The sequence below is a fragment of the Oceanobacillus oncorhynchi genome (genome assembly GCF_000821065.1).
GTDB lineage: Bacteria > Bacillota > Bacilli > Bacillales > Amphibacillaceae > Oceanobacillus > Oceanobacillus oncorhynchi.
The window spans coordinates 669,013-684,907 of the sequence record NZ_CDGG01000001.1 but is presented as its reverse complement, the minus strand read 5'-3'; the positions used below and the strand labels follow the sequence as shown (position 1 = coordinate 684,907).

Annotated in this window: 10 protein-coding genes and 1 pseudogene; 4 read left to right on the top strand and 7 right to left on the bottom strand. The window is 40.9% G+C overall.

Going from position 1 to position 15,895, the window contains the following annotated elements; genetic code table 11:
- Nucleotides 1–14: 14 nt before the first annotated feature.
- The 4 genes and pseudogenes from BN997_RS23045 to BN997_RS03120 all read left to right on the top strand — a co-directional run bounded on the left by BN997_RS23045 (nt 15) and on the right by BN997_RS03120 (nt 4,000).
- A pseudogene (locus BN997_RS23045) lies at nt 15–1,171 on the top strand (IS3 family transposase).
- 131 nt (nt 1,172–1,302) lie between these two features.
- Entirely contained in the window at nt 1,303–2,007 is a 705-nt protein-coding gene (locus tag BN997_RS03130; protein WP_084612817.1) for a YheC/YheD family protein, read from the top strand.
- A 153-nt stretch (nt 2,008–2,160) separates the two neighbouring features.
- Nucleotides 2,161–2,937 (top strand): YheC/YheD family protein, encoded by a 777-nt coding sequence (locus BN997_RS22060; RefSeq protein WP_052484874.1) that lies wholly within the window; start codon nt 2,161–2,163, stop codon nt 2,935–2,937.
- 37 nt (nt 2,938–2,974) lie between these two features.
- Complete coding sequence (locus BN997_RS03120; RefSeq protein WP_042529607.1) at nt 2,975–4,000, top strand: YheC/YheD family protein; 1,026 nt, start codon at nt 2,975–2,977, stop codon at nt 3,998–4,000.
- Nucleotides 4,001–4,215: 215 nt separating this feature from the next.
- Here BN997_RS03120 and BN997_RS03115 read toward each other — a convergent pair whose 3' ends face one another.
- The 7 genes from BN997_RS03115 to BN997_RS03085 all read right to left on the bottom strand — a co-directional run bounded on the left by BN997_RS03115 (nt 4,216) and on the right by BN997_RS03085 (nt 15,819).
- A complete protein-coding gene (locus BN997_RS03115; RefSeq protein ID WP_042529606.1) occupies nt 4,216–5,865 on the bottom strand; it encodes an acylphosphatase in 1,650 nt (549 codons plus the stop codon).
- A 35-nt stretch (nt 5,866–5,900) separates the two neighbouring features.
- Nucleotides 5,901–7,523: an acylphosphatase gene (locus BN997_RS03110; RefSeq protein ID WP_042529604.1), complete on the bottom strand. Its 1,623-nt coding sequence runs from the start codon at nt 7,521–7,523 to the stop codon at nt 5,901–5,903.
- 44 nt (nt 7,524–7,567) lie between these two features.
- Nucleotides 7,568–8,902 (bottom strand): ATP-grasp fold amidoligase family protein, encoded by a 1,335-nt coding sequence (locus tag BN997_RS03105; protein WP_244882325.1) that lies wholly within the window; start codon nt 8,900–8,902, stop codon nt 7,568–7,570.
- Nucleotides 8,889–11,021: a glycosyltransferase family A protein gene (locus tag BN997_RS03100; protein ID WP_084612816.1), complete on the bottom strand. Its 2,133-nt coding sequence runs from the start codon at nt 11,019–11,021 to the stop codon at nt 8,889–8,891. The genes BN997_RS03105 and BN997_RS03100 overlap by 14 nt, the downstream gene beginning before the upstream one ends.
- Complete coding sequence (locus tag BN997_RS03095; protein WP_042529600.1) at nt 11,002–12,957, bottom strand: glycosyltransferase family 2 protein; 1,956 nt, start codon at nt 12,955–12,957, stop codon at nt 11,002–11,004. Before BN997_RS03095 ends, BN997_RS03100 begins: the two co-directional genes overlap by 20 nt.
- A 310-nt stretch (nt 12,958–13,267) precedes the next feature.
- Entirely contained in the window at nt 13,268–14,887 is a 1,620-nt protein-coding gene (locus tag BN997_RS03090) for an ABC transporter ATP-binding protein (RefSeq protein WP_042529597.1), read from the bottom strand.
- A 155-nt stretch (nt 14,888–15,042) separates the two neighbouring features.
- Nucleotides 15,043–15,819 (bottom strand): ABC transporter permease, encoded by a 777-nt coding sequence (locus tag BN997_RS03085; RefSeq protein WP_042529596.1) that lies wholly within the window; start codon nt 15,817–15,819, stop codon nt 15,043–15,045.
- Nucleotides 15,820–15,895 lie beyond the last annotated feature (76 nt).

Genomic DNA, 15,895 nt, shown 5'->3' with positions numbered 1-15,895 from the left:
TAGGAGTGTCCAGGATGGTAAAACGATATGATAAAGAATTTAAAGTATATGCAGTAAAATTGGTAGTGGAAGATGGAAGAAAAGCAACCGAAGTAGCAAGAGAATTAGACTTAGTACCCCAGACGCTGCACAAATGGGTAGCCAGGTACAAGGAAGAACAAGAGGATAGTTTTGTAGGTAGCGGAAACCGCAGCCCCAAAGATCAAGTGGAATATGAAAAAGATAAGCGAATCCGTGATTTGGAAGAGGAGGTAGCTATCTTAAAAAAGGCAATGGGCATCTTCGCCAAAAAGTAGAGGTAATCTATGCATTTATCCATAAACACCGCCACGAATTTCGTGTCGAGAAGATGTGCCAAGTATGAGGTGTTTCCAAGAGTGGCTATTATGAGTGGAGAAATCGTCCTGTCAGCGATCGAGCCAACCGTAAACAAAAACTGACGGCCCGAATAAAACGTGTATTTATTGAGTCGAAAAAAAGATATGGAAGTCCTAAAATCACGCAGGTTTTACGTGGTGAAGGGACACCTGTTTCCCAAAAAACAGTGTCTCGTATTATGAAAGAAAATGGCTTGCATTCGAAAACGGTGAAGAAATATAAAGCGACAACGAATTCCAAGCATTCGCACCCTGTCTATCCGAATTTACTAAACCAAAATTTCCAGGCAGATAAACCAGGAAAAGTATGGGTAAGTGATATAACTTACATTTGGACCAAAGAAGGATGGCTGTATTTAGCGACCGTAATGGATTTATTTTCTAGAAGGATTATTGGCTGGGCAATGAGTCATCGGATGACCAAAGAATTAACACTCACAGCTTTAAGAAGGGCTATTAATCAGCAAACGCCGCAAGAAGGCTTGATTCATCATTCCGATAGAGGCAGTCAATATGCAGCTAAGGAGTATCAAGCACTAATAAGAAAACATCATATCATCACAAGCATGAGCCGGAAAGGCAACTGTTATGACAATGCTTGTATCGAATCATTTCATAGTGTGATTAAGAAAGAATTAATCTTTCATGAAGATTATCAAAGCCGAGAAGAAGCAAAGCGTAGTATCTTTTCTTACATCATGACATTTTATAATTCCAAGCGAATTCACTCAACGATTGGATATATATCACCAATAGCGTATGAGAAAATGTATCTGCGCAAGATAGCTTCATAGAAGAATATCATTAGCCTCTGTGTTAAAGGAAGGGGCGTACTTTCCCCTTCCTTTAACACAGAGGGGAGCAAGCGGAGCGCGGTAGGAAATTAAAAAATTCACCATTTCTATTGTCCAATTTATTGACATAGATCCATCTTCATTTTAAAAAGTATCTTATTCCATTTGAAGATTGCACCTCTTTTTCAGTAGTAGAAGAGTTTTTAAACCTATATCGTACAGTTATTATTAAACCAGCTAATGGACAAAAAGGACAGGGAATTTATAAAGTAAGTAAACAAAATGAAAACCAATATGAACTTAGTTATCAACAAGATAAAAAAATTGTTTCTTTGGACAAACTTAATCAATTTTATACCCAAGAAATAGTATCTAAGAGGAAATATATTGTCCAAAAATTTATAAATTCCACAACACCAAATGGAAATCCTTTTGACTGTCGGGTACACCTTGAAAAAAATAGAAAAGGAGAGTGGACTATACCTGAAATAGTTATACGCATAGGCCTTGGTCAAAAAGTAACTTCGAACGTCAGCCAAGGAGGAGGCGCTTCAGATCCCGATGTTTTTTTCAAAACATACTATAAAGAAAAAGCTGATGATATCCTTGAAAGGTTAGAGAAATTGGGATACGAAATTGCAATTAAAGTGGAAGAATTAAGAGATACTAAATTAATGACAATGGGTATAGATTTTGGGGTGGATACCAACGGCGACATATATTTATTTGAAGTTAATGGAGCGCCAGGCATACAAAAAATGAGAACTGATGCAGTTTTATTACGAACAGATTATTATAAGTATTTATTATCAAAAGCATCCAGACTTAACAAATAAGTTTCTATGATTTTTTTGCAAGCATAATTATACCCGAAAAAAGCGTATCTTGCTTGAAGATTATAAAAGTTTCTAAATACGCATACTCTAACCTAATTATGCTATAATTACCCCATGATTAATTATAATTCACAAAATCGGAGGAGTATACAAATGCTAGTTGGCTACATGCATAACTATAACAAACCTACATCTTTAGTAAAAATTATTTCTTTTATTGCTAAAGCTAAGAATATAAATGTAGTTTATTTTAATTCAGATGGTATCGACTTAAATACTGATAAGATTACTGGGTCTATGTTAGTTGGAGATAAATGGAGACAAACTGAAATGAAAATACCTTCTATTATTGATGTCAACGCTTTTGCCTTAAAGCACGAGTCAGAAATTAATCATTTGTCACAGCATGCTTATTTAACAGATACAGGAAATAATCGTTCAAAAGAACTTATTCATAATGAATTACAAAAAGATCAATCATTAAGTCAATATTTTTCACCAGAAAGAATCTATTCTAAAACGAATAATGGTGACCCATTTGATTGTAGAATACATTTAGAAAAAAATGGTCAAGGAGAATGGGAAGTTGCTAAAAATTATGTTCGTATCGGCTTAGGAGAAAATGCTGTTGAAAATGTGAAAAAAGGTACAGGAATTGCGGAAGGAAAAGTTTTCTTTAAAGCGAATTATCCAGATAAAGCTAAACAAATGCACCATAAACTAAAACAATTAGGATTAATATTTGCAAAGAAAGTCGAGGAAATAAGGGGCGTTGAGTTAGCTACGCTCGGACTTGATGTAGATATAGATGAGAGTGGAAATTTATTTGTATCCAATATTAGCAGTGCTCCAGCTCCCAGTTTATTATCTGCTGAAATAGCAATGTTAAGATCAGATTATTATAATTTTCTATTGCATAATAGACGTTAATTTTATGCAAAATAATTTTCAAGGAGTGATCTAACAAATGGAAGTTGGACTGCTTAGACCTTTTATACAACCAACATTTATGTCTAAATTTACTTCTTTAGTAGCAAAAGCTAAAGGAATCGATATTATCTACTTCCGAATAAGAGATATTGATCAAGAGAATCATAAAATTAACGGGAAAATCTTAATTGATGATGAATGGGTAAATATAGTTACCAATATCCCAAAAGTTATTGATGTTTCTGCTTTTACTTTAAAACATAAAGAAGAAATCGAGTATTTAAATAAACGGTCTATTTTAACGGAAAATGGAAAGAAGAGAATGACTAAAGCTACTCTTCAAACAAGATTATACGAAGATGAGCATTTTAAAAAATATATCATTCCATCTGAAGATTGTTCTTCTTTTTCAGTAGTAGAAGAATTTTTAAATTTATATCATACAGTTATTATTAAACCAGTCAGTGGTCAAAAGGGCCAGGGAATATATAAAGTAAGTAAACAAAATGAAAATCAATATGAGCTTAGTTATCAACAATCCAAGAGAATGGTTTCTCACCAAGAATTAAATGAATTTTTCACGCAGGATATTCTAAGTACTGAGAGAAAGCATATAGTTCAAAAATATATCACCTCTACCACACCTGACGGAAGTCCTTTTGACTGTCGTGTACATCTTGAAAAAAATAGAAAAGGGGAATGGACTATCCCTAAAATATTTGTACGCATCGGGCTTGGTCAAAAAGTAACCTCTAATATCAGCCAAGGCGGAGGCAGTTCAGATGCTGATGTTTTTTTCAAAACGTACTATAAAGAAAAAGCTGATGATATACTTGTACAGTTAGAACAATTGGGGTATGACATTGCTGCTAAAATTGAAAAATTAAGATCTACTGAACTCATGACAATGGGTCTGGATGTCGGAGTTGACGCTGATGGCGAGTTATATATCTTTGAAGTGAACAGCGCACCTGGTACTACAAGATTGAGATCTGATGTAGTCTTATTGCGAACCGATTATTATAAGTATTTATACTCAAAGAAACGTCCAAATAAGCAATAAATAACTAAAAAAGTGTCCAATTAATTTAATTACTGTGTAAACAGACATGCAGATTATATGTCTGTTTACACAGTTTTTGTTTATAAAAAAGCCTTAGGAATTAAATGATAATGTATTTCCTAAGACTTTTAAATATATTATAGCAATCTGAATGTAACATCATATTTTAAAATTACGTAGTTTATAATACCTTAACCATGGAATCACCGTCTATATTACGAACTTCCATTTTCCTTCGATTTCAATTTACGCACCGGCCCGGTCATCTTCCAAGAAGTACTATTCAAAATATGTCTAACGTCCTTATCCGCTCTGTCTTTTTTCTTTCTAAGTTCCTGCAAATCTTTATCCATTCGTCTTAAAGCATGCTGCACGGATTTTATATTATTGGTATTATACCGCTCGGAAATTTCAAAGCCGACCGTAATAAAGCTGTCATAATCTTCTTCTTTGATACGGGTTACTTCCGACCCCTGCGGGTAGCCTTTGATAACTTCTTTAAAGCCTTCCACTGCTTTTTGATCCGTTCCAGCTACAACGACTTCAATTTCATCAAAGACCATGCTTTTCACATAACCATGCAGATTTTGTGCAAGTGCTTGTCTCTTCAGCCATTTATGGTAATTGTATCGCTGCACATTTCCATTCACGATATATTTCCGGATATAAAGCTCTCCGATTGGTGCAGGGGCTACTTCTACTTCCAGTGCTGCTCTATTTTCAAGCGGCTCCAAAACATTGATTAAGTTAAAAGAGACTCTTGATTTTGTAGTGTCTACCTTCCCTTTGGTTTCCGGGAAATAATAGTCTATAATCGCTTTCGGAATGTCTCTTGCTTTTCCTTCGATTGGGAAAAGCGCCCCGCCAATTTGTGCGGTAGGATTTAATTCAATAACCACGGCTTCTCCTTTAAGGTCTTCCCGGTCATTGACAATAATATCTACGCCGCCTTGCGGAAAATCATCAATTGCTTTTAATGCATTGATGGCAATGTCCTTATATTCCTGCGGCAGGGTGTCTGTTACATCAACAGGATCTCCGCCGGAGGATACATTCGTTTTCTCACGCAAATAAATTACTTTGTCCTTCTCCGGGACACTTTCCAATGTATAGCCGGCTTCCTGAATAAACTCAAGAATTTCCACATCCATGTGAATCAGACAGCTGTTGAGACGTGCATTTTTTCTTCGTATCGCGTTCTTGATATCAATCAATTCTTCAATGGTATGTTCTCCATCACCCATAATATTGGCAGGTACACGGTTGTATGCCGCAACCACTTCGTCACCCACGACATAAACACGGTATTCTTTCCCGCTGACATATTGCTCCAGCACGACTTCTTCATACTCTAATTCCCGGCGGACATAATGGATCGCCTTGATTAATTGTTCTCTATTTTTAATATTGGTTACCACACCATTTCCAAGACTCGCGTTGGTTGGTTTGAGAACTAATGGAAAGCCGACGGTATCCGCAAATTCGATAATCTCTTCATTGGTCGCCTCTGCTTCAAAGCCTTTTCCCTTTGGTACAGGCACGCCTGCTTTGCCGAGATAGATTTTGGTATCATCCTTCTCTGATCCAATTTCTACTGCTTCGCTGGAAACCAGGTCTCCTCTTGTTCTAAAGAAGTAATGTGTCTGCTTCTCTGAGGTTAATGAAAATAAACGTCCGGGCGGGTTCACTCCAAAAATAACCATATTCTCAAAGTGCTCGGAATCCTTCGTGTACCATTTTAGCTTCAGACCTCTTCTCCATCCTTCTAATGCAACAGAAAATGCGTCCAGACGTGTTTTTCGCGCATTTCGTACAATGTCATTATTCAGATGTGGAAGACTTATCCCTAACTGATTGTCTTTCATATTCATATCCTCCTGTAGCTTCTTTCAACTCATCATTATCCCTTAAACTTCTTAAAGATCGACCCAACCGCCCGGATTGGCGAGGTTGCCTTCCAAGAGACGCTTTCGTAGTACTTTCTCCGTTTCAACTCGGCTTTTTTCAAGGCCAGCTCGGTTTCTTCCAGTTCACGCTTGTACCATTTTAATTCTTCTACTTGTGTTTTTAAATCTGTTTTTATCTCAAAGCCGACTTTCACTGCTTCATCGACATCTTCTTCTAATACTTCCATCACGGTTGCTCTTTCTTCATCTTCCCAGATACCGTGTTTAAAGTCTTCTACCATTTCCGGATCTGTACCGGCTACGACGATTTCGATATCGCCGATTTCCTTCGTCATGATATATCCATGCAATTCCCGTTCAAATGCCTGCTTGCGAAGGCCGCGGTGGTAACCGATATCTAAGACATCGCCGACCACGATATATTTCTTCATATAGACCTTTTGCTGCGGACATGGGGTGACAGTGGTCACGGTTGCGTCCCGATTTTGGAGCGGGTCCAGTACATCATGGAAATCAAAGAATGTATTGATTTGTGCAACATTCTTGTCCTTTGTTTCTGGAAAATAAAAGTCTATGATTGCTTTGGGAATATCTCTTGACTTGCCCTCGATTGGATATAATAGCCCGCCCAGCTGTGCGGTAGGGTTTAATTCTAATACATAGGCTTTGTCATCCTTCTCATTGATAATGATATCGACGGCCCCATGTGTCAATCCTGCAACGGACCGCAGCGCTTTAACTGCTGTGTCCTTCACTTCCTGGGACAGGCTGTCTAATACATCAATTGGATCGCCGCCAAGTGAGATATTTCCTTTAAAGTTTAAATAGATCAAATCATCTTTTTCAGGAATGGAAGAAAGCGTATGACCCTTTCTCGCGATAAAATCTGTTAATTCATCATTTACGATAATTGGACAGCTTACTAAACGCGGATTTTTTTCTCGCTCTGCATTTTTTAATTGAATCAACTGTTCTATCGTATGTACACCATCTCCGACAACGTTTGGCGGCTGGCGGTGCATTGCTCCGACAACTTCATCTCCGACAACATATAGGCGGTAATCTTTTCCGGCGATATATTGCTCGATAATGATGTCATCGGTGGTTCCCAGCTCTTTGGTGTAGTCATAGCATGCTTCTAATTCTTCTGTGCTGGTAATGTTGACAAAGACGCCGCGGCCAAAGCTTCCATCCTTTGGCTTCAGCACAACGGGAAACCCGATTTTACTGCCGCATTCCAGAACTTCTTCTTTGGTGTGTTCGCTGGTGAATATTCCTCCCTGCGGCACTGGAATGCCGTGCTCGCTTAAGTGCTGTTTGGAACTTCCTTTATCTTTTCCAATAGATACAGCTTCATTGGTTACTTTATCTCCTCTGGAACGGAAGAAATAATGTGTCCTGCTATCTGAACTTAATGAAAATAATTGTCCAGGTCTCTCGGTGAACCATGTAACCATTTCACTGAATTTCTCTGAATCTTCAACATGCCACCTTAATTTCAGACCTCTCCGCCAGCCTTCCAGCGCAATTACGTATGCGTCTAATAAACTTCCGTGTACATCAGAAATAACTTCTGATGATAAATGCGATAGCCATTCAGCATTATTCTCACTCATGCCTGATCCTCCTGATTAATCCATTTTAGTACGTTATTCTGCATTTATATTTTAAATGTTTTTCCTTGAAGCAGGTCTCTATCTAACTTCCCCTGTGCTTCGATAAATAAATTTCCTAAATATGTGTCTATTTTATCATTGAATTCATCATAATTGCCCGGTTTTGGTGTAAATTCTCCAAAAACCAATCCATTTTCGGATCGCAGAAAATCGATTCGCATAAAGGGGCTGGGAATCAGACTGCTGATTCTCTCTGCCATGTCGATTTCTTCCTTGGAGACTCCTTTGCCTTCGAAGGCTTTGTCCTCATATTTTCCTGTCTGGATGCGTTTCCCCTGTCCATCCCACCAGCAGTATTTCATCTCTGGCGTGCGGATGATTTCCAGGATAACGCCGACCTTGCCATAGAAGCAATAAAACTTCACATCGCGTCCAGAAACCTTGTTGGCCGTATCCTCGAGAATTAATTCTTCGATGCGCCAGGCATCCTGATCCACTTTATTTTCTTGCAGATCCTTTTCCATGCGATGCTTGAGTAAAGACCAGTTCGCCAATTTCTCTCCTGTCTTTACACTTATTATATCACTAGATGCATATACAATGTAAACTCCACGTCCTCCAGCGCCATTTGCCGGCTTGATAACAATATTTTCTTCCTCCGGCAGGGATTCTATCGTGTAGATATCCTCCGGGCTGCCAGGCGTGCGTATCGCTTGTTTTTCCATAAAGCGATACGCTGTCTGCTTATCGTCTAATTCGTATTCTGGGAGCGTTCCTAACAGCTGATATTGTCTGACACGCATATTCATGCAGGCGCGATAGGAAGCGACGTCCGCCAGGCTGACAGGGTCTTCCGTAAGTCCTGCGCGTGCCATGAATTCAGAAGCATGCCCTTTGGCTCCGGCTAATACTTTGGTGAAAATCCGCTGTTTAAAGGCAGTTTCTTCCTGCTGGAACTGCCGTGCAGCTGCCTCCAGCAAATCCCGGAAATGACGGTCTTCTAATTTTTTCTGCTCGATGCGTTTATCTAATTCCGCAATGATTTTTCCTTTGTCTTTCTTTTCTTTGATATATCTCCAAAGGGTATTATAATCAAATTGCTCGAGCGCTTTTTCGCGTTCTGCTAACTGCTCCTTCAACAAAACGGTTTCCGATTGATAGTGAAGAAGCTGTTCTTCCAGATAAGCGATATAATTATCTTTTTCTTTTCCGGAAGGAAGGAGTTTGCGAATAGAAGCTGTTTTTTGATACGTATTGCTTTTCATGATTTTTTTAATTTGTTTATCTGTCTTGGCAATACTTGCTTTGGTATCATCTACCTGCGCTTCTTTTTCGATAAGCTGATCAATCAGTTCTTCATACGATTTATCCTCTGGCATCTTCATGCCCTCCTTCCTTCCATTTGCCTGGAACGACAAAATTATCTTTCAGCATCTTTCTAAAGGCCTGCTCTTCCTCTATCCAATTGGATGCCGCCACTGGATAATAGCGGAGGCTATGGCTCTGTTCCTCAATCAGCTGTTCTCTGATTTCTATGCTCGCCGGATACCATGCGGCTGCCTGTCCCAGATAGCGGTGCAACCTCATTGCACATTGGCGCATATTGTATTCCGGATTATTTTTCTTCGGTATTTTATTAATAATGACCTTGGCTGCGGTTGTCTTGAGCTCCGGCACATAGCGCTGCTTCTCCTGAAAGATAAGTGGATTTTTGATAATAGTGAGCTGCGCTTCTGCTTTTTCTCCGTAAACGAGCATGCATACCTGCTCTCCATCTACGAAGTCCCTTACCTTGTGATGGATAAACTTGGATTGCTTCAAATCATATATCCCGCGCTGGATCAAACCAACCGTAAAGCCATTTTCCTTCAGCCATTTGATTTCCTTGCCTATCTCCGCATCATATTGGCGAAAATCTGCTATATACGCAACATCCACCTGATGCCGGGCTCCTTTTTCAAGCATCGGCTTCGGCACGGCAAATGGACGCTTCTGCTGCTGATACGGAAAATATATACCCTTTGCTTGCTGATGCATCCGGTTATGTGCCTCGGCATATTCCTTGCGTGCTCCCATAAGAAAGCCGTTATAGCCAAAGGAGGAATTCCCCGTTAACGAACCAGAGGATTGCATCGGGAAGGAAAGCGGCCCAGTCGGCAGATCCTTCACCTGCTCTGTTCCAAAGGTGAGCGCCAGCCGCTTTTTAAATTCACTGTCTGCGGCGAAACGCACCGCATCCCAATAGCCGACCTTCTCTAAAACTGGAATTCTCTGAAACATAATGGATGACATATTGGAAAAAATATATTTTCCCGGCATCCCCCTGCGATACAGATATAAATCCTCTGTCAGCCTGGCATGCTCCGATGTATTGGCGATAACAGATGGATTTTCCAGCAAATGTCGTGCCTGGATTTCTATTTTTTGCGGATGGGACCAGTCGTCCGCATCATTAATGGTCACGAATTCTCCTGTTGCTTGCTGGAGTGCGATATTTCTGGCTACGTACGGTCCTGAATTTGTTTCGGTTTGTAAGAGCTTAATTCTGCCATCCTGCTGCATCCATTCTTTGACCACAGCTGCGGTATGATCCGGACTGCAGTCATCGACAACGATGATTTCCAGATTTGTCCACGTTTGCTTTGTCAATGATCTTAATGCAACAGAAATGCCCGATTCCGAATTGTATGCTGGAATGATGACCGTAATTTTAGGCTGTTCATTCTGCTCTTCTTTTATCTGAATCGGGTGGGTGTCTAATTGATCATAGAGATAAGCGCCTGAGATTTCGTTATTGATATAAAGCGGCTCCAGCTGATACGCATGCAGCACTTCATTGATCCAATACAGGCGGTCCTCCTGTTTTCGGCACAGGTTGGCCAATGCCAGCAGTAAATCGGGATGCTGCGCTTGTTTCAGTGCTTCTTTAATCAGCTGTATCCCTTTTGCATGCTGCCCCAGTATTTTATAAGCTTCGGCAAGCAGGATGATAATACGACGGCGCACGTCTATATTCTGCTCTCCCTCGAGCGCAATTTCCAGATAGATGACGGCTTGCTCTGCACTGTTTGGAGTCAGTTTATTGGCAAACCAAAACCCCAGCTCCCATGCAGCTGCTTTGACAAGATACTTATTGTTGGATTGATACAGCATATCCTGTAAATTGCTGAGAGCGCGTTCTTCAAAGCCGAGGTCATATAAATAAGTTTTGACCGGCTTCAATTGGTTGATGGCGTCCTTCTGCTTATAAGAAGTGCTGTAGAGCTTTTTGATATTTCTCCGTCCCAGAGCATAGGAAGGCACTGCTTTTGCCAGCGAGATACCGTCCTTCTTCCAGCCGGCAGCCTTTTGCTTTAAGGTTTCTGCAAACAAAAAGGCAGACTTATAGCGTCTATAAGTCTCCTTTAATGCTGCTTCTTCTTTTCTTTTGGTATCGAGCTCTTCTTCTGCGTGCTGCAGACGTGTGTGAAGCTCGGTTTTATCGATTGGTTGTTTCATTTTCTAGACAACTCTTTTCCCATACACGGTCGGCATATGCCTGTTTGATTTCCGTTGCTGGAATAGTATTTTTGATTTCCTGCTGTATCTGTTCATCCGCCGGGAACCATGCTCCCAGCTGACCAAAGTATTCTTCGATATGCTTGGCGGCATTGTTTAGAGCTGCCTGATTGTCAGGTGCTTCTGTCAGTACAACCGCCAACTGCTTCGTCGTCAAGGTTGGCAGGTACTTCTGCTGATATTGGTACACGGTCGGCTTGATGCATACGGTTTTCTCCGCATCAATCTTTTCTCCATACACCAGCATCTGCAGACGATCTCCATCTAACTTTTGACGAATGCCTTCGTCGATTTTTTTCGGAAGCGCGAAATCATAGGCGTTGATTTGCACCAGGCCGATTCGGGTCCCTGTCGCTTGTAAGCAGTCGTTGAATACCTGCCAATCTGCTTCGTTCAATGCCCGAAAATCTGTGGCAATAACGACATCAAACTTCCGGAAACCCTCTGTTTTTTCTTCCTTGGCCGGCCACATTGGCTCCGGCACGGGATATGGCCGTTCCGTCATTGGATAAGTGTAGCGGACATCCTCTGCCCGTTGATGATGATTCTCCAATGATTCCACATACTCCTTGCGCACACCCATAAAGAAGCCGTTATAGCCAAAGGCAGAGCTTCCTGTTAAGGAGGTGACAGCTTGTCTTGGCAGGGATAACGGACCAGAAGCTAAGTCAACATAAGTCCGTGTGCCAAAGCTTTTTAACAAACGGCGTTTAAACTCGCCATCTGCGGCAAAACGGACACTGTCCCAATATCCGACTTTTTCTAATACAGGCTCCCTGCGGAACATAATCGATGACATATTTGGGAAGATGTATTTTCCTGGCGTTCCCCTGCGGTACAACGTCATCTCTTCGGTAATTCTCGCATGCTCGGAGGTATTGGCAACCACCTCTGTATTTGCTAATAGATGCTTCGCCTGAATCTCTAATTTGGAGGCATGCGACCAATCATCTGAATCATTCACGGTCACAAATTCGCCAGCCGCTGCTTCCAGGGCAATATTGCGTGCAATGTAAGGACCGCTGTTTTGCGGGGTCTGCATGACTTTAATCCGGCTGTCTTTTGCTGCATATTCCTGTACGATTGCTAATGTGTTATCCGGGCTATGGTCATCGACAATAATCAATTCGATGTTCTGCCATGTCTGCTCCAGAATTGATTCAATTGCTACCCTGATTCCATCCCCGGCATTATAGGCAGGAATAATGACAGAGATCAGCGGTCCATCTGAAATATTTTCATGTGTTTTGATGGTATGGAGGCCGTCATATTGGCCTGTTTCATCGGTGGCAATGTTATCCAGGTCATAGAGAGAGAATGCTTTATTGATATAAACAAATCGATCCTTGATATCCGCTTCTAAATTTGCTAACGCCAGATAGATATCTGCGTGTTCTCCTGCTTTTAAAGCGTCCTGTAAGACGTTTCTGGCTGTTTCACGCTCGCCCGTTTCATCCAGCAGCTCTGCTTTGATAATAGCGATACGGCGCTGCTGGTCCGGCTGCACTTCGCCTTCTTCGGCAAGCGGAAGATATTCTAATGCAATCGCCGCATCCTTTTCATTATATTGATTGGCATGCCAGAGTACTTTTTCCCAGGCTGCTGTTCTTTTTAAGGATGGATCGTTTGCTTCCTGTATATAGGCTTCTAAATCGGCTAAGCCTTTCTCGATAAAGCCCAGATTATATAAATGGAACTTGATTTGTTTCAGGCGCTGTCTCTCTGCTTCTTTTTTGCCGAGCAAGACGCGTTTGATGGCGTCTTTCTGCTGGTTGCTTAAGATGTTTAAGAGGTATTTGCGCTGTTTCTCTCCTAAAACCGAGTAGATAAACCAATCTACTGGTTCTGCCACTATTTTTTTTATAACTCCTGCCATTATGACACCACCATTTTTCTTCTATCCGTTGAATTTATTGCGAAAGATTTAACCTGTATAAGTTTAAAATTATATTTTACCTTCTAGCTGTCGCTCCGGAAATACACTACGCTTTCCATGGGCTTGCGCTCAGCCTCCTCGGTAAAAAGAAGAGCACTTTTTCCCTGCGGGGTCTTCCCACTGCGCTTTCCCATAGGAGTCTCCGTGTATTTCCTCCGCTGGATAGAGTGCTTAACTATAGAAAAAATAATTTATTTTATTAGATGAGAAAGATAAAATAAATAAATTTAAATTATTTTATACCACTGCTTTATTTCTGTTCTGCGCTTTTTGTTTTTGCTGCGTTTGCTTTGACTGGTTGTTTGGCGTTGATGACTTTTGGTTTTTTCTTTGCTGGCTTTTTTTGGACGCCCATGGCTTCGCGGTATTTTGCGACGGCTTCTTCTGCGGTGCCGTCGAATTTCACTTGGCCCTGTTCCATCCAGATGCCTCTGGTACATACTTTTTCGACAAAGCCCATGCTGTGGGATACGATGATGACTGCTTTGGCGTGGTCCATCATCTCTTGGATGCGGACACTGGCTTTTTCCTGAAAGGCAAGGTCGCCTGTTGACAGGGCTTCATCGACGATAAATACATCGGGCTTTAAAATTGCTGCGATACTAAAGCCGAGGCGTGATTTCATTCCTGCTGAATAATGCTTTACCGGCTTATCGATTGCTTTCCGGATACCGGAGAATTCAATGATTTCATCATATTTTTCATCCACACGTTCCTTTGGGATTCCTAACAGCATCGCATTTAAATAAATATTGTCTGTTCCTGTTAATTGTGCGTTAAAACCTGTGCCGTAGCCGAGCAGGGAAGATGTCTGGCCATTTACCGTCAAGGTTCCCTCATCGGGTCTGAGTATGTTTGTAATGGCTTTACAGAGTGTACTTTTCCCGGCGCCATTATGCCCGATGATGCCGACGACTTCTCCTTCTTTAATATCGAAGCTGACATTTTTTAATGCCCAGTAGTCTTCTTTTTTATTTTGAAGCTTGAAGGATATGCCGACATTCTCTGCTTTTACGATCGATTCCTTACCGACATTTGTTTCTGTCTTAGTCACATTCAGACTGCGCTTTTGCCTTCTTTGACGCGCAACGGGAGGGACCGTTTCTTTATAATGCTCAATGACGGTTTTTGGATCTCCAATTTCTTTGACATAGCCATTGTCCAGCCAGATCAAGCGATCGCAGTTCTTTTGGGCATAACGCAGACTGTGGGTAACAATCACTACCATTTTCGCATTCGCAACCAGCTCCTTGAGCTTTGCAGCTGCCTTGCTGCCAAATTTCACATCTCCTGTGTTCAATGCCTCATCCAAAATGAGGATTTCCGGCTGAAGGTGAGAAGCGACACTGAAACCGAGCCGCGCCTTCATCCCGCTGGAATAGTATTTCATCGGCTGGTCAAAAAACTGGCCAATCTCCGAGAATTCATGAATATCTTCAATATAATCATTAATTAATTGCTTATTAATGCCGAGCATCATTCCGTTTAAATAGACATTTTCTCTGCCTGTCAGCTCTTTATTAAAGCCCATGCCGAAAGAGAAAAGAGCTGTTACATTTCCATCGACGTTCATTATTCCTTCATCCTGTGTAAGAATGCCGGTAATGATTTTGCTCAACGTCGTTTTACCGGCACCGTTTGAACCGATAATTCCTAAAATTTCTCCCTGATAGCCGGTAAATGTAATATCCTTTAACGGCCATACCTTTTCCGATTTCTTCTTATTTTTTTTCTTCTTGAAAAGGTTCGTCAGGGTGGATTTTAAATCATCGGCATGCCGGTTATCATGAAAGGATACGGCTATATTTTTCGAAACAACAACCTCTTCTTTCGACTGTTTATCGATTTTTTCATTATCATGATTTGACATAATAAAACCTCTTTTATCGCACGATAGCTTTTTATCTGAACCATGAGGTCATGCTCCAGTATTCTGTAAAACCCTCTCCCCTAAAAAGAGAGAGGGAATTTTCATCCTATGCTGCGTGCTTGATTCATTCCATTCTGCTAAAGGCGCATCATGGATTACAATGCTTTAATAATCTTGTGTTCGTTCTTACTGTAATAATAAATCATATAGACACATATTGCTAAGCTTCCAACAAAAATGATGCTCAAGCCTAGAAAGTCCGGTGCCCGATGAAACATTAAAATATCACGGTAGGATGTTACCAGTATCGCAATCGGATTAATATCGACAAAGAAACTGTATTCAGGAGGCAAGCGTCCGCCTTCCCAAATGATTGGTGACGCGTAGAAAAAGAGTCTCGTCACATAGCTGAGTAAATTATCAATATCCCGAATAAATATTGTAGCGTATCCTAATACAAGTCCCAGCATTAAGTGGAAGGTCAGCTGTATCAGGATTAGCGCTGGCAAATAGATAACATGCCAATCCGGAAAGACACCATATGCTATCAAAAATCCTGCAATGACAATTAATCCAAATCCAAAGTTAAATAATTGCGTCAGCGTAAAGGATATCGGAAATAATGATTTTGGCAAATAGACCTGATTAATAATCGAGCTGTACCTTAAAATCGATTTAGATGCTGAGTTCATGCTTGTCGATACCCATCTCCAGACAACTAAACCGACTACCAGGAATAAACCGAAATTTGGCCCTCCGCGATCTAAGATAATAACGACTAAGAAATAAAATACGAGTACGTTTAACAGCGGATCGAGCAGCCACCAGAAGTAACCGAGGTAGCTGTTTCGGTGCTCCGCTTTGAGTCCGGATTTTACGAGGTAGAAGAGTAAATCTTTTCTCCGTAAAATCTCTTGTATATAGTTTTTCATTATAATTTGACACCGCCTAATTGTTTCAACACTTTCTGTGGACATATTGTAAGTTGTCCTTTATGGAAAGTGGCTT